Source organism: Leclercia pneumoniae (assembly GCF_017348915.1).
In the GTDB taxonomy this organism is placed as follows: Bacteria; Pseudomonadota; Gammaproteobacteria; order Enterobacterales; family Enterobacteriaceae; genus Enterobacter; species Enterobacter pneumoniae.
Genome location: NZ_CP071383.1, coordinates 2,411,366 through 2,426,185 on the forward strand (window position 1 = coordinate 2,411,366; position 14,820 = coordinate 2,426,185).

Below are 14,820 nucleotides of genomic sequence, written 5' to 3' on the forward strand. Positions count from 1 at the left end.
GCGGGATAACACCGCAATAATGATGGCCGCGTAGTATAGCGGCTTACATCATTACAAGAAAGGCTTAACGTCACCCACACCTTCACGGATAACAGTTGGCCCTTCGTCGGTTAAATCGATCACCGTTGTCGGCTGTTGACCCAGGTAACCGCCGTGAATAATCAAATCCACCACTTTCTCCAGACGGTCTTTGATCTCTTCCGGGTCTGACTCGGTAAATTCGCTGCCCGGTAGCATCAGGGATGTCGAGAGCATCGGCTCGCCCAGTGTTTCAAGCAACGCCTGTGCAATGGGGTTCGACGGCACACGCATACCGATTGTTTTACGCTTCTCTTGCAGAAGACGACGGGGTACCTCTTTAGTCCCTTTCAGGATAAAGGTGTAGTTGCCCGGGGTGTTATTTTTAATCAGGCGAAACGCCACGTTGTCCACATAGGAGTAGGTGGAGAGCTCCGAGAGATCGCGACACATCAGGGTAAAATTGTGCCCGTCCGGCAGCTGGCGAATGCGGCAAATACGCTCCATCGCCCCTTTGTCTTCGATCTTGCAGCCCAGCGCGTAACCGGAGTCCGTGGGATAGACGATAACGCCGCCCTTACGCACAATCTCCACCGCCTGGTTAATCAACCGCGCCTGCGGGTTATCCGGATGGATATAGAAAAATTGACTCATACTTCCCTCTCTTTATTTGGCTCGGGCTGTTCCCAGAGCTGCCACACCGGCTCGACGCCCGCGGGTAACCACAGCTTGCGGCCCAGCTCTATCCACGGACAAGGCTGATGAAAATCGGAGCCTTGCGAGGCCAGTAAACCGAACTGTTGGGCATAAGTTGCAAGTTGTGTACGCTCATTGGGGGCTTGCTGGCACTGTGCGACTTCCATCGCATCGCCGCCCTGTTTCGCGAACCAGGCCAGCAGCCTTTTCAGCCACTTGGCGGAGAGGTTATACCGTGCCGGATGGGCCAGTACCGCCTTACCGCCAGAATGATGAATGACATCAATAGCTTGTTCTATTGTACACCACTGCGGAGGAACGTATCCGGTTTTCCCCCGCGCCAGGTATTTTTTGAAAACATCGGCGATGTTATTGGCCTTCCCCGCTTCCACCAGAAAACGGGCGAAATGACCCCGGGTTACAGCCCCGCCTCCCGCCAGCCGAAGCGCCCCTTCCAGGGCGCCCGGAATGTGTGCTTTTTCCAGACGTTCGGCAATCAACGCAGCCCGCTGGTTACGACGGTTTTTTTGCTCGTCCAGAAATTCGCACATCAGCGGGTTCTCAATGTCGATATTCAGACCAACAATGTGAATCTCATGATTTTCCCAGAGAGTGGAGATCTCCACGCCTGAGATTAAGGTTAACGGCAGTTGGCTGCGGGTAATTTCCGCCCGTGCTGCCGGGATCGCCTCGGTGGTATCGTGATCGGTTATTGCCAGGGTGCCTACGCGCATCTCATGGGCGCGATGAACTAACTCTTCGGGCGTAAGCAGGCCGTCTGAGGCCTTTGTGTGGCTATGTAAATCGTAGATCACTGCATAATTCGTGTCGCTCAAAGCGGCTCCCGTCACTATTTTCATCTCTTTGCGCTCACTATGATAACGGTATGCCGTGAATAACTGAAATCGGGGGTTGACATTCAACCATCGAACTAGTTAACTAGTACGCAAGTTCACTTTTTAAGGTATCTGCAAATGACCCTCTCTTTCTCTCAGCATGGTTGGTGGCGCACTTCCTGAATTTACGGGCAGTGTCAGACGTTTGCGTCGCGCATACAGATACCAGGCCCGCCACAGAGCGGGCTTTTTATTGAACAGAATATGAGAACACACTAATGCAAACAGCCAAACCAACCCTCGAACTGCTTACCCGGGACGCAGCCTATCGCCATAACCCAACGGCCCTGTTTCATCACCTCTGCGGCGCCCGCGCGGCCACCCTGCTGCTGGAATCCGCCGATATCGACAGCAAAGATGATCTAAAGAGTTTGCTGCTGGTAGACAGCGCTTTGCGGATCACCTCCATGGGTGACGTTGTCACTATCCAGGCGTTATCGGCTAACGGCGCGGCATTGTTACCTTTACTGGATAGCGTCCTGCCCGCTGGCATTGAAAATGAACAACGCCCGGACGCCCGCGTTCTGCACTTCCCGCCGGTAAGCCAGCTGCTGGATGAAGATGCCCGGCTCTGCTCATTATCGGTCTTTGATGCCTTCCGCCTGTTGCAAAACCTGGTCAATGTGCCGGAAGACGAGCGTGAAGCGATGTTCTTTGGCGGGCTGTTTGCCTATGACCTGGTCGCCGGTTTTGAAAATCTGCCTGACGTTGAACAGGGAAATCGCTGCCCGGATTACTGCTTCTACCTGGCAGAAACCTTACTGGTGATCGACCACCAGAAGAAAAGCACCCGTATTCAGGCCAGCCTTTTTACTCCCCTGACGGATGAGAAAGAGCGCCTCGAGCAACGTATCGCCCAGTTACAGCAGCAGATGACGGAAGAGCCTGCTTCTCTGCCGGTGCAACGCGTTGAGCAGATGCGCTGCGAATACAGTCAGACCGACGACGAATTTGGCGTGGTCGTACGCCAGATGCAGAAAGCGATCCGCGCAGGCGAAATTTTCCAGGTGGTGCCATCCCGTCGCTTCTCGCTGCCGTGCCCTTCTCCGCTGGCAGCCTATGATGTGCTGAAGAAGAGCAACCCGAGCCCGTACATGTTCTTCATGCAGGACAACGACTTCACATTGTTCGGCGCCTCGCCGGAAAGCTCCCTGAAATATGACGCCACCAGCCGTCAGATTGAAATCTATCCGATCGCCGGGACTCGCCCGCGGGGTCGTCGTGCGGACGGCACGCTTGATCGCGACCTGGACAGCCGTATTGAGCTGGAGATGCGTACCGATCAAAAAGAGATGTCTGAACATTTGATGCTGGTTGATCTGGCGCGTAACGACCTGGCGCGTATCTGCACGCCGGGCAGTCGCTACGTGGCGGATTTGACCAAGGTCGACCGTTACTCTTTCGTGATGCACCTGGTCTCCCGCGTGGTTGGCGAGCTGCGGAGCGATCTGGACGTGCTGCACGCCTATCGGGCCTGCATGAACATGGGCACCCTGAGCGGCGCGCCAAAAGTCCGCGCCATGCAGCTTATCGCTCAGGCAGAGGGACGACGCCGCGGTAGCTATGGCGGCGCGGTAGGTTACTTCACGGCCCATGGCGATCTGGATACCTGCATCGTCATCCGCTCCGCTTACGTTGAAGATGGTATCGCTACCGTTCAGGCTGGCGCTGGCATCGTTCTTGATTCCGTACCGCAGTCTGAAGCCGACGAAACCCGCAATAAAGCCCGCGCCGTACTGCGCGCGATTGCCACCGCACATCACGCACAGGAGATTTTCTGATGGCTGACATTCTGCTGCTCGATAATATCGACTCCTTTACTTACAACCTGGCGGATCAGCTGCGTGCCAACGGCCACAATGTGGTGATCTACCGTAATCACGTCCCGGCTCAGACCTTAATTGAGCGCCTGGCCACCATGCAGAACCCGGTGCTGATGCTCTCTCCGGGCCCGGGTGCGCCAAGCGAAGCAGGCTGTATGCCAGAACTGCTGACCCGTATGCGCGGTAAACTACCGATTATCGGTATCTGCCTCGGCCATCAGGCGATTGTGGAAGCCTACGGCGGCTACGTCGGCCAGGCGGGTGAAATTCTGCACGGCAAGGCATCCAGTATTGAACACGACGGCCAGGCGATGTTTGCCGGGCTGATGAACCCGCTGCCGGTGGCGCGTTACCACTCGCTGGTGGGCAGCAACATTCCGGGGGGTCTGACCATTAACGCCCATTTCGAGGGAATGGTGATGGCTGTACGTCATGACGCCGACCGCGTCTGCGGCCTGCAGTTTCACCCGGAATCCATTCTGACCTCACAGGGGGCTCGGCTGCTGGAGCAGACGCTGAACTGGGCGCTGCAAAAACTGGAGCAGACGAATACCCTGCAACCTGTTCTGGAAAAACTGTACCAGGCGCAGACCCTGAGCCAACAAGAGAGCCACCAGCTATTCTCCGCCGTGGTACGCGGTGAGCTGAAACCCGAGCAACTGGCAGCCGCCCTAGTGAGCATGAAAGTCCGTGGTGAAAGCCCGCAGGAGATCGCTGGCGCAGCAACCGCTCTGCTGGAAAACGCTGCGCCGTTCCCGCGTCCGGATTATCGCTTTGCCGACATCGTGGGTACCGGCGGCGACGGCAGTAACAGCATCAATATCTCCACCGCCAGCGCCTTTGTGGCTGCCGCCTGTGGTATCAAGGTGGCTAAACACGGTAACCGTAGCGTCTCCAGCCGTTCCGGCTCATCCGATCTGCTGGCCGCATTTGGCATTAACCTCGACATGAATGCTGAAAAGTCTCGCGCTGCGCTGGACGAACTGGGGGTCTGCTTCCTGTTCGCGCCGAAGTACCACACCGGTTTCCGCCATGCTATGCCGGTGCGTCAGCAGCTGAAGACCCGTACCCTGTTTAACGTGCTGGGGCCGCTGATTAACCCGGCACACCCTCCGCTGGCGCTGATTGGCGTTTACAGCCCTGAACTGGTACTGCCCATAGCTGAAACACTGCGCATGCTGGGATATCAGCGTGCAGCCGTGGTTCACAGCGGCGGCATGGACGAAGTGTCACTGCATGCCCCTACCCTGGTGGCAGAACTGAACGATGGCGAAATCAAGAGCTATCAGCTTGAGGCGAGCGATTTTGGCTTAACGCCTTACCATCAGGAGGCGCTGGCAGGCGGTACCCCGGAAGAAAACCGTGACATTCTCACCCGCCTGTTACAAGGTAAAGGTGAAGCCGCTCATGAGGCTGCCGTCGCCGCCAATGTCGCCATGCTGATGCGCCTGCACGGCGAGGAGGATCTTAAGGCGAATGCGCAAAAAGTTATCGACGTGTTGCGCTCTGGCGCAGCATACGACCGTGTGACCGCACTTGCGGCAAGAGGGTAATTCATGCAGACCGTTTTAGCGAAAATCGTTGCCGATAAGGCTATCTGGGTAGAAGCCCGTAAGGCGCAGCAGCCACTCGCCAGCTTTCAGAACGAGGTGGTTCCCAGCAGCCGTCGATTCTACGAAGCCCTGCAGGGCGCACGGACGGCATTTATCCTGGAGTGCAAAAAAGCCTCCCCGTCCAAAGGGGTGATCCGCGACGACTTCGACCCGGCCACCATCGCCGGAATTTATAAACACCATGCGTCGGCGATTTCTGTTCTGACGGATGAGAAGTATTTCCAGGGCAGCTTTGATTTTCTGCCTGTCGTCAGCGGTATCGCGCCGCAGCCGATTTTGTGCAAAGACTTTATCATCGATCCTTATCAGATCTGGCTGGCGCGTTTCTATCAGGCCGACGCCTGCCTGTTGATGCTCTCGGTGCTGGATGACGAGCAGTATCGTCAACTGGCGGCCGTCGCCCACAGCCTTAACATGGGCGTGCTGACGGAAGTGAGTAATGAAGAGGAGCTGGAGCGCGCCATTGCGCTGGAGGCCAAAGTGGTGGGGATTAATAATCGCGATTTGCGCGATCTCTCCATCGACCTCAACCGTACTCGCGAGCTCGCGCCGCGCCTGGGTGCCGGGGTAACGGTCATCAGCGAATCGGGGATCAATACCTATGCCCAGGTGCGTGAGCTGAGCCACTTTGCCAACGGTTTTCTGATTGGCTCCGCCATGATGGAGCAGGTCGACCTGAGCGCCGCCGTGCGCCGGGTGCTGTTAGGTGAGAATAAGGTTTGCGGACTGACGCGCCCGGAAGATGCCGCCGCGGCGTATGCTGCTGGCGCGATCTATGGCGGGCTCATTTTCGTCTCCTCCTCCCCGCGGGCGGTAGATATCGCGCGCGCCCGTGACGTCATGGCCGCCGTGCCGCTGCGCTATGTTGGCGTATTCCGCGATGCCGCTATTGCCGACGTTGCCGCAACAGCCAGAGCGCTGAACCTGACCGCCGTTCAACTGCACGGCAGTGAAGATCAAGCCTATATAGACGCGCTGCGCGAATCGCTGCCCGAACAGGTCGACATCTGGAAAGCGCTGAGCGTGAGTGATGTTCTGCCCGTACGTAACCTGCAACACGTGACTAAATATGTGCTGGATAACGGCCAGGGCGGTACCGGGCAACGTTTCGACTGGTCACTGCTAACCGGCGAGAAGCTCGACAATGTTCTTCTCGCGGGGGGTTTAGGTCCGGATAACTGTGTAGAGGCCGCTAAAGCGGGCTGTGCAGGACTCGATTTCAATTCAGGCGTCGAATCGCAGCCTGGCATTAAAGATGCCAGCAAACTGGCTTCGGTGTTTAAAACGCTGCGTTCATATTAAGGAAGAGAAGATGACAACATTACTTAACCCCTATTTTGGTGAGTTCGGTGGCATGTATGTGCCACAGATCCTGATGCCCGCGCTGCGCCAGCTGGAAGAAGCCTTTGTCAGCGCGCAAAAAGATCCTGCGTTTCAGGCCGAATTTACCGACCTGCTGAAAAACTACGCCGGACGCCCGACCGCGCTGACCAAATGCCGCAACCTCACGGAAGGGACGAAGACGACCCTCTACCTGAAGCGTGAAGATCTACTCCACGGCGGCGCGCACAAAACCAACCAGGTGCTGGGACAGGCGCTGCTGGCAAAACGGATGGGCAAAACCGAGATTATCGCTGAAACCGGTGCCGGTCAGCACGGCGTTGCCTCTGCCCTTGCCAGCGCCCTGCTCGGCCTGAAATGCCGCATCTATATGGGGGCTAAAGATGTGGAGCGCCAGTCACCGAACGTCTTCCGGATGCGTTTAATGGGTGCGGAGGTGATTCCGGTACATAGCGGCTCCGCAACCCTGAAAGATGCCTGTAATGAAGCGCTGCGCGACTGGTCTGGCAGCTACGACACCGCCCACTACATGCTGGGCACGGCGGCGGGCCCTCACCCGTTCCCGACCATTGTGCGCGAATTCCAGCGCATGATTGGCGAAGAGACCAAAGCGCAGATCCTCGAAAAAGAGGGGCGTTTGCCGGATGCGGTCATCGCCTGCGTTGGCGGTGGATCTAACGCCATCGGCATGTTCGCCGACTTTATTGATGAAACCAGCGTCGGACTGATTGGCGTTGAACCGGCCGGGCACGGTATTGAAACCGGCGAGCACGGTGCGCCGCTGAAGCATGGCCGCGTGGGGATTTATTTCGGTATGAAGGCGCCGATGATGCAGACTGAGGAGGGGCAGATCGAAGAGTCCTATTCAATCTCTGCCGGGCTGGATTTCCCGTCCGTGGGGCCGCAGCACGCGTTCCTGAACAGTACCGGTCGTGCGGATTACGTCTCTATTACCGATGACGAAGCGCTGGAAGCTTTCAAAACGCTCTGTCGCAGCGAAGGTATTATCCCGGCACTGGAGTCCTCGCACGCGCTGGCCCATGCCCTGAAAATGATTAAGGAAAACCCGGAAAAAGAGCAGCTGCTGGTGGTTAACCTTTCCGGTCGCGGTGATAAAGATATCTTCACCGTTCACGATATTTTGAAAGCACGAGGGGAAATGTGATGGAACGTTACGATAACGTATTTGCTGAGCTCAAAGCACGCAAGGAAGGCGCATTTGTTCCCTTTGTGACCCTGGGCGATCCGTCGCCTGAACACTCTTTAAAAATTATCGACACGCTGATTGAGGCCGGTGCCGATGCGCTGGAGCTGGGGATCCCCTTCTCCGATCCGCTGGCTGATGGCCCGACCATCCAGAACGCGACTCTGCGCGCCTTTGCCGCCGGTGTCACCCCGACCCAATGTTTTGAAATATTGGCCACCGTTCGTCAGAAATACCCGACCATTCCGATTGGCCTGCTGATGTATGCCAACCTGGTCTTTAGTCGCGGGATTGATGCGTTTTATGCCGAATGCGCTCGCGTGGGTGTGGACTCGGTACTGGTGGCAGACGTGCCGGTGGAGGAGTCTGCGCCGTTCCGTCAGGCGGCGATGCGTCATAACGTGGCGCCGATTTTTATCTGCCCGCCTAATGCCGACGACGAACTGCTGCGCCAGATTGCCTCTTATGGCCGCGGTTATACCTATCTGCTCTCTCGTGCAGGGGTAACCGGCGCAGAGAATAAAGCCTCGCTCCCTCTGCATCACCTGGTCGCAAAACTGGCCGAATATCATGCGGCACCGCCGCTGCAGGGCTTTGGCATCTCTTCACCGGACCAGGTTAAAGCGGCCATCGAGGCGAAGGCCGCAGGGGCGATCTCCGGCTCGGCGATTGTCAAAATCATCGAGAACAACCTCAACAGCCCTGACCAGATGCTTCGCGAGCTGAAAACCTTTGTTAGCAGCATGAAAGCAGCAACACGAGGCTGATAACCTATTCGCCGTCTGAAATTTTCAGGCGGCGTTTCGCATAAATTGATCCCGTCGAGCTTTACGGCTTTTTTCTCTTTTCAAACGCCATTCCCGGCGTATCATCCCCTCTTCTTTTACGGCTAACGCCCCTAATCCTTCTGAGTTCAGAGGTTTATCCATGTCATGGCATGACTTCAAACAGGCTTATCTTATTAAGTTCTGGTCACCTGTCCCTGCGGTTATCGCAGCGGGCATTCTCTCTACCTATTATTTCGGCATCACCGGCACCTTCTGGGCCGTGACGGGTGAATTCACCCGCTGGGGCGGGCAGTTGCTCCAGTTAGCGGGGGTGCATACCGAAGAGTGGGGATATTTCAAACTGATCCATCTTGAGGGTTCGCCTCTGACCCGTATCGACGGCATGATGATTATCGGGATGTTTGGCGGCTGCTTTGCCGCCGCACTGTGGGCCAATAACGTGAAGCTGCGTATGCCGCAAAACCGGGTTCGTATTGCGCAGGCCGTCGTCGGGGGCATTATCGCCGGTTTTGGGGCCCGTCTGGCGATGGGGTGTAACCTGGCGGCCTTTTTCACCGGCATTCCACAGTTTTCGCTGCACGCATGGTTCTTCGCCCTGGCCACCGCTGTCGGCTCGTACTTCGGCGCGCGCTTCACGCTGTTACCGATGTTCCGTATCCCGGTCAAAATTCAAAAAGTGAGTGCAGCCTCGCCCCTGACACAGAAACCGGAGAAGGCTCGACGCCGCTTCCGCATGGGGATGCTGGTCTTCTTCGGCATCCTGGCCTGGGCGCTGTGCACGGCACTTAATCAACCCAAATTAGGGCTGGCGATGCTCTTCGGCGTTGGCTTTGGGTTGTTAATTGAACGCGCGCAAATCTGCTTTACCTCCGCCTTCCGCGACATGTGGATCACCGGACGGACCATGATGGCGAAAGCCATTATTGCCGGGATGGCAGTGAGCGCCATCGGCATCTTTAGCTACGTACAACTTGGCGTCGAACCAAAAATCATGTGGGCAGGCCCGAACGCCGTGATTGGCGGTTTGCTGTTTGGTTTTGGCATCGTGCTGGCCGGCGGCTGTGAAACCGGCTGGATGTATCGTGCCGTTGAAGGCCAGGTTCACTACTGGTGGGTGGGGCTGGGTAATGTTATCGGCTCAACGTTGCTGGCCTACTACTGGGATGATCTCTCGCCTGCGCTCGCGACAAACTGGGATAAAGTCAATCTGCTGAATACCTTCGGTCCGCTGGGGGGATTACTGGCAACCTATGTGATGTTGCTGGCCGCCTTTTTACTGGTGCTGGCCCAGGAGAAACGCTTCTTTCGCCGCACGTCCCGCCAAACAGCAACCTGTAAGGAGACCGCATGAAACAGTTCATTCCTGATTATCGCCTGGACATGGTGGGTGAGCCCTGTCCGTATCCCGCCGTGGCCACGCTGGAGGCCATGCCACAGCTGAAGAAAGGCGAGATCCTGGAGGTAGTGAGCGACTGTCCGCAGTCGATCAATAATATTCCCCTTGACGCTAAAAACCATGGCTATACCGTGCTGGATATTCAGCAGGACGGGCCGACCATTCGCTATTTGATTCAGAAGTAAAGTGAGGGTGGCCTTGCGCCACCCTTTTCTCTTAGAAGCGATAACCCGCTGAGAACATAAACACCCACGGATCCAGACGGGTACTGATATTTTGTTGCTCGCCGCCCGCCTTGAATTTCACCTCAGTGTCGATATCCATGTACCAGACGGGCACCATTCTGATTTTATAATATCAGTATGATTTATATAGATTTTAAGACAATTCAATACTAAGACTTGACCTCAAACGACATCTTTTTAACCTCTTGATATTTAGATGTAAAAGAATAGTTTTGCAGAACGAATCCCCAGATGATTTCTGAACGCTACTCGATCAAATCGTTGGTCTATCATCTTCAAGTACACGATTGATGAAAAACGTCACCCTGCCCAGCACCCCTACTTCACCCATAGCCTCTCCTTCTATCGCTTCGCCATCGTCAGTGATCAACGATCGGCCTTGTAGTTTCGCAAACTGGGTATATCCACCACACAGAATTAGCAGCACCTGCCCCTGTGAAAGTTTTGTCACCGGCTCAATAACGGCATAGCCGGTTGCCGTTTCGACGATACGACTCAGATCCGTTGTAAGCATATCCTCGGGATTTAACCTGCGCTCGATATAGTCGCCCGCCGGCGAGACGAACCCCATCAGCGGATGTACCCCATGTTGCGCATAATCCACAAGCGGTTCTGGCTGTCGTCGGGTGTTTTATCTACAAAGCCAGCCTGGTATCGTTCTATCCATTCATTGGCGTCAGCTTCTGTGAAATGCCAGTTTCTGGCGCGTAGCTCCCTGATAAAGTCAGCGGTGCGCAGGCACTGATACCCTTTCGGGTTTTTGTGTACGGCCGCAACGAAAGCGGCGCGAAGGTCTGATTTGCGGGGCATGATCCATACTCCATTTATACTGTTTTTATATACAGTAGTTTTTAACGGAGAGTAGATCAATGTGAAGCCGCCTATCAATAATTATGACAGATGGTTTTCAGTGTTCACTTTCTGCTCTAGTGATGCCTCAGCAATCCTTTTATTCCAGATGCTGTCCTCGGGCATATCGAGTCGGATATCAATCCAGCTATTGGCAGGAACATCTATCAGTTCGCCTTTCGTTTTCACCATCTCACCAGATTCGGTAAGCATGTATTTGCGCCTGAACAAACGGATCGTCAGCCCTCCGCTTTCCGTCTGCTCTGCCTCGACTATACCAAGTTCCCCCATGCCTGCCGGGTCCATTGGGGGAAGTAGCTGCCATCCTTCCGATGCCAGGCCAGCCGAGCCAGTCAGTACATAGACACCAACATCGAGCCGGGAAATATTGATTCCTTCAGCCTCGGCATTTGATGTTCCGCAACCGCACCAGGCAAAGCCCTCTTCGTCAACGTCCTTACGCTGGTTATCTGCCTGGGAATTAACGATGCGGGCTACCGGGGAAGCGGCTTTTAATGTTCCGTCACTGGCCTTGGTGGTATTTGCTGTGCTGTACTGGATTGTCCATGGACTGAAGGTTCCGTTGACTCTCAGTCGGGTGGCAATAACACCACCATCTGCAATCTGAAGTTGCGCTACATAAGTACCAGCAGCCCGGTTCATTACGAGCATAGGCATGTAGTTATTCCAGTAGCCTGTTCCGGCTGCACCTGGACCTGCATAGAAGCCGCTGTCCAGGGCATAGCTGGCGCTTGTTGGCGATATGCCACTACCCCCAACGCCGAAATCTCCAACTGAAAGCATGTCTCCAGTGTTGCTGTACGCGTTTCGTGTCGCGCTACTTCCCAAACCGAGGTTTGTGCGAGCGCCTTCTGCATTCGTTGCACCAGTCCCTCCCTGCGCAACGGATAAACGACACCACACCGAAGAGACCTCGTTCTATCGCGCTGAGGTTATGAGACGTGAGAACGTAGATTAGCGCCCCGGCAAGCGCCCCGAGGATTACGCCTGCCTCTGTGTTTGCCCAGAACCCGGCAAAAGTGGCAGTCGTAACCGCTGCATGCGCCGTAGCGCTGCCGGATAGTGGTTCAGACATAAGCATTCCGTGTGTAGAAGGTCAGGCTCTCCGGATGCTTAACGACAAAGCACCTGATGGGGGTTTCCGGGAGCCTGAAATAGGAAAGGCCACCAGATGGTGACCTCAGAAGATAAAAAAACCCGCATGAGCGAGGTTTCTGAATTTATTTGGTAAGGGCTTTTCGTCGCTGCCATCGTGGCGCAGCTCTGCCAAGCATGAATGGATTATTCACTTTTCTGGCCCGTTTTCAACACCTCTTTGAAACTTTTTGACATAAATCTCATTTTCGCTCGGTTTCAATCTGCCGGCGAACGGCCAGAAAGACCTTCGCCTGGAATATCTCCAAGCACCAGCGAACGCGTTTCCGGGCCTCGCCGGTAGTTAGCCAAGGGGCTACAGCCTGAAGCTCACGGGTGATGTCGGATATCTTCTTGCGAGTGGTGTAGAACTGCAGCCCTACCTGATAAACGGGATCATGAGAATCGAAGGTTGCCAACATCACTTGCTCTATAAAGTCCGAATCCTCGCGGCGCTCGCTCTCATCAATCAGTTCTGACAAGGTGACAGGCCAAAGGATGGCTTTTGCTCGCAGTGCCGCCTGAACTCCACGGAACCCTTCTTCACGTGCCTGGCCCAGAGCTGCTGTAATGCGGGTTAACTGAGCGTCGGACCACTCCTCTTTTTTGACTTTAGACCAGAACTGGCTGGAGTTCTCAAGTCGATACTGTGAGCGGGTTTTTCCTCCAGTCACTTCACCCCAGATTGTTAACAGTGATTTTATCCACGCTGACTGGACACTCGTTAATGGTTTGAATTTGCCGAGCCAGCTCTTTCGAGGAGCAGTTGCTGCTTGCCCAAGAGCTTCTAGGTGATTGCGGCGTTGACGTGGTGTCATTTGTAATTCTCCTTACGCCAGAACGCCGAGCGCATAAGCCCGGTCCAGCAAATTGATAATCAGTACTGGTTGCGCGCCGTACTTGCGCTCAAATTCAACCGGGTCGTTATGCAGTTCGGTGTGATGGATACGGCAGAGCGGGATCACAAAAATGTCGTGCGCTTTCGTTGCCATACCACCCTGCCCCCAGCCGATTAAGTGATGGGGGTCATCAGCCTGCTGACCACAACAGGCGCAAGATTGGGTTTTAACCCAGGCAAGATAATTGCTGTTCTCCCAGCGGATGCGCTTGGGGCGCTTCATGAAGGTCAACGGCGATTCAGGTTCAACAACAGTGACAACTACGGGTTGAGGAATAGGCATTTCAGCCACTTTGTCAGCGATAATGCTGGTGGCCGGCACACTCGGGACGATGTCACTTTCCCGATTACTCATCTTCTCCTGAGGTAATCGAAGGACCTTACGTGCGAAGGACTCTGGCAGCTCTCCGAAAACGCCCTTAATGACAGCCCACCAGCACAACTCAGACAGGGAGAGCTGGCGAGTCTTGTCCAGCAGAAGCGTGGAGCGGATGGTGTCCAGAATCCAGTCGATGAGGTTTTGACGAGCCAGCTCTGCCAGCGCTTCTGTATACTGCCCTCTCAATAAGTTGTCACAGTAGCCGCACAACCGAAGCGCGCCTGGGTCGTGTCGCATGACGGTCATTTCGTGATAGTGATAATCGCTATGTTCGTTCTGGCAATGCCCAGAGCTACTCCTGAGTAACCAGTTCTCAAGACTTGGCAGCCCACCAGCTGCGTAAATCACTTTCTCCGAATGGAAGAATGGGATCAGATCCTGCTCGAAAGCCAACGGCTGCAGAGCATCGGGAACTCGGCCAGCTGGGTAGCTTTTCATGCTTTCAGGCTGGCGTTCCACCAGAACCCTGCCACCGCTGAAAAGGCTCATTAGTTCACTGCCCGGCTTAAGCAGAACCACACCAAGTTCCCGGGCTATAACTGGCTTTAATAACGCTCGCATCAGTTAATCTCCCGAATAATGATTTGCCCTACTTCTCCCCAAAGTTTCGTTACGCGTGAATCCCAGATATGGGCATCATCCTCGAATAGTGCATCCAGCAACGCCTTTTCCAGATTGTCCTTATCGGGCTTGCTCTGGTGAGGCTTGCCGTTCATTTCAGCGCGTTTCTTCTTGCTCCAGCTCTTGGGCATGGGGAGGATGAACGTAACGTGGGAGTTTGCCTCTGGCAGCTTAACTCCAAGCAAACGGACGTGATCGCAGAATGCCCGGTACCGAAGCACTTCTGGTCGTTTCTTCCACTTGTCTGCGCGGGTCATGCGTGGCTTGCCCATCGGCACTACGTTATAGATTTTCATGAGTGACCCCACGCACGGGAACGCATGCTTTGTACTGTTTTTGGGTTGGACTTTTGCTGGGGCAGCTCTGCGCTTACGGTCCAGTATCGCGGATCCATGTCGAGGGTTTTCTCTACGCGAACGCCTTTTTCGCGATAGCGCTTAACCAGCTCCTCTGCTTCGTCTGTAGTCAGATTGGTGTGGGTGAACCAGCTCTTTTTCACGCCTGCTCCCGTAAAGCTGCAGACAATAAAAAAACGCTGTCCCCGGATGGGGTCAGTGGTAAGGTTTTATTGATTGGTTTTTGCGCCATGGTATCTCTCCAGTGGCGCAGCAGGTATAGGTTGTTCAGGCCTATGAGGGGAGTGTATCAGAGTTTAGAGAAACGCGAATACCCGCCTTCTCCAGCATCTGTGTAAAGAGTGTTGGTGTGCCTACTATCTCATCTCGCTGGAGCGGCATGAAGGATACTTCATCGCCACGCCTGTACATCAGCGCTCGCTCACATTCTGGAAATGATTGCAGTCGTGCAACGATAACCCCATCGTGACACCTAATGACCGCATATCCCTTTTTTGGTAATTCTTCTTTTTGTTTCACCAGTCCCCCCTTCAGCCTGGAAA

At 55.0% G+C, this 14,820-nt stretch carries 18 protein-coding genes, 1 pseudogene and 1 other annotated feature; of the genes and pseudogenes, 7 read left to right on the forward strand and 12 right to left on the reverse strand.

Going from position 1 to position 14,820, the window contains the following annotated elements; genetic code table 11:
• Positions 1–51: 51 nt before the first annotated feature.
• Together JZ655_RS11620 and rnm are read right to left on the reverse strand one after the other, a co-directional pair.
• Positions 52–672, reverse strand: coding sequence for an L-threonylcarbamoyladenylate synthase (locus tag JZ655_RS11620; RefSeq protein ID WP_040075354.1), 621 nt, complete (start codon positions 670–672; stop codon positions 52–54).
• A complete protein-coding gene (gene rnm / locus JZ655_RS11625; protein ID WP_207291849.1) occupies positions 669–1,550 on the reverse strand; it encodes an RNase RNM in 882 nt (293 codons plus the stop codon). Before rnm ends, JZ655_RS11620 begins: the two co-directional genes overlap by 4 nt.
• A 159-nt stretch (positions 1,551–1,709) precedes the next feature.
• Positions 1,710–1,805 (forward strand) — a sequence feature (Trp leader region).
• Between the two features lie 23 nt (positions 1,806–1,828).
• Here rnm and JZ655_RS11630 point away from each other — a divergent pair.
• From JZ655_RS11630 to yedF, 7 genes are all read left to right on the forward strand, one after another.
• Entirely contained in the window at positions 1,829–3,391 is a 1,563-nt protein-coding gene (locus JZ655_RS11630) for an anthranilate synthase component 1 (protein ID WP_207291850.1), read from the forward strand.
• Complete coding sequence (trpD, locus tag JZ655_RS11635) at positions 3,391–4,986, forward strand: bifunctional anthranilate synthase glutamate amidotransferase component TrpG/anthranilate phosphoribosyltransferase TrpD (RefSeq protein ID WP_207291851.1); 1,596 nt, start codon at positions 3,391–3,393, stop codon at positions 4,984–4,986. The genes JZ655_RS11630 and trpD overlap by 1 nt, the downstream gene beginning before the upstream one ends.
• Positions 4,987–4,989: 3 nt before the next feature.
• Entirely contained in the window at positions 4,990–6,348 is a 1,359-nt protein-coding gene (trpCF, locus tag JZ655_RS11640) for a bifunctional indole-3-glycerol-phosphate synthase TrpC/phosphoribosylanthranilate isomerase TrpF (RefSeq protein WP_207291852.1), read from the forward strand.
• 10 nt (positions 6,349–6,358) lie between these two features.
• Positions 6,359–7,552, forward strand: a complete 1,194-nt coding sequence (gene trpB / locus JZ655_RS11645) for a tryptophan synthase subunit beta (RefSeq protein WP_040075347.1) — start codon at positions 6,359–6,361, stop codon at positions 7,550–7,552.
• Positions 7,552–8,358 carry a tryptophan synthase subunit alpha gene (gene trpA, locus JZ655_RS11650; protein WP_207291853.1) on the forward strand — a complete coding sequence of 269 codons (807 nt, stop codon included), beginning with the start codon at positions 7,552–7,554 and terminating at the stop codon, positions 8,356–8,358. Before trpB ends, trpA begins: the two co-directional genes overlap by 1 nt.
• Before the next feature lie 160 nt (positions 8,359–8,518).
• Positions 8,519–9,730: a selenium metabolism membrane protein YedE/FdhT gene (gene yedE / locus JZ655_RS11655; protein ID WP_207291854.1), complete on the forward strand. Its 1,212-nt coding sequence runs from the start codon at positions 8,519–8,521 to the stop codon at positions 9,728–9,730.
• Positions 9,727–9,960 carry a sulfurtransferase-like selenium metabolism protein YedF gene (yedF, locus tag JZ655_RS11660; protein ID WP_040075344.1) on the forward strand — a complete coding sequence of 78 codons (234 nt, stop codon included), beginning with the start codon at positions 9,727–9,729 and terminating at the stop codon, positions 9,958–9,960. Before yedE ends, yedF begins: the two co-directional genes overlap by 4 nt.
• Positions 9,961–9,991: 31 nt before the next feature.
• Here yedF and JZ655_RS11665 read toward each other — a convergent pair.
• From JZ655_RS11665 to JZ655_RS11710, 10 genes and pseudogenes are all read right to left on the reverse strand, one after another.
• Positions 9,992–10,108: pseudogene (locus JZ655_RS11665) on the reverse strand (OmpW family outer membrane protein); the annotation flags it as partial.
• A 165-nt stretch (positions 10,109–10,273) separates the two neighbouring features.
• Positions 10,274–10,591 (reverse strand): hypothetical protein, encoded by a 318-nt coding sequence (locus JZ655_RS11670; protein WP_207293837.1) that lies wholly within the window; start codon positions 10,589–10,591, stop codon positions 10,274–10,276.
• Positions 10,591–10,830 (reverse strand): hypothetical protein, encoded by a 240-nt coding sequence (locus JZ655_RS11675; RefSeq protein WP_207291855.1) that lies wholly within the window; start codon positions 10,828–10,830, stop codon positions 10,591–10,593. Before JZ655_RS11675 ends, JZ655_RS11670 begins: the two co-directional genes overlap by 1 nt.
• An 81-nt stretch (positions 10,831–10,911) precedes the next feature.
• On the reverse strand, positions 10,912–11,673 hold the full coding sequence (locus tag JZ655_RS11680; protein ID WP_242637263.1) for a phage tail fiber protein: 762 nt from the start codon (positions 11,671–11,673) through the stop codon (positions 10,912–10,914).
• A gap of 34 nt (positions 11,674–11,707) precedes the next feature.
• Positions 11,708–11,971: a putative holin gene (locus JZ655_RS21635; protein WP_425352454.1), complete on the reverse strand. Its 264-nt coding sequence runs from the start codon at positions 11,969–11,971 to the stop codon at positions 11,708–11,710.
• 256 nt (positions 11,972–12,227) lie between these two features.
• Positions 12,228–12,842, reverse strand: coding sequence for a hypothetical protein (locus JZ655_RS11690; RefSeq protein ID WP_207291857.1), 615 nt, complete (start codon positions 12,840–12,842; stop codon positions 12,228–12,230).
• A gap of 12 nt (positions 12,843–12,854) precedes the next feature.
• Positions 12,855–13,862 carry a DUF968 domain-containing protein gene (locus JZ655_RS11695; RefSeq protein WP_207291858.1) on the reverse strand — a complete coding sequence of 336 codons (1,008 nt, stop codon included), beginning with the start codon at positions 13,860–13,862 and terminating at the stop codon, positions 12,855–12,857.
• Positions 13,862–14,218 carry a RusA family crossover junction endodeoxyribonuclease gene (locus tag JZ655_RS11700; RefSeq protein WP_207291859.1) on the reverse strand — a complete coding sequence of 119 codons (357 nt, stop codon included), beginning with the start codon at positions 14,216–14,218 and terminating at the stop codon, positions 13,862–13,864. Before JZ655_RS11700 ends, JZ655_RS11695 begins: the two co-directional genes overlap by 1 nt.
• The gene (locus JZ655_RS11705; RefSeq protein ID WP_207291860.1) at positions 14,215–14,421 is read right to left on the reverse strand and encodes a hypothetical protein; all 207 of its coding nucleotides are present in this window, start codon (positions 14,419–14,421) and stop codon (positions 14,215–14,217) included. The genes JZ655_RS11700 and JZ655_RS11705 overlap by 4 nt, the downstream gene beginning before the upstream one ends.
• A 130-nt stretch (positions 14,422–14,551) precedes the next feature.
• A complete protein-coding gene (locus JZ655_RS11710) occupies positions 14,552–14,797 on the reverse strand; it encodes a hypothetical protein (RefSeq protein WP_207291861.1) in 246 nt (81 codons plus the stop codon).
• Positions 14,798–14,820 lie beyond the last annotated feature (23 nt).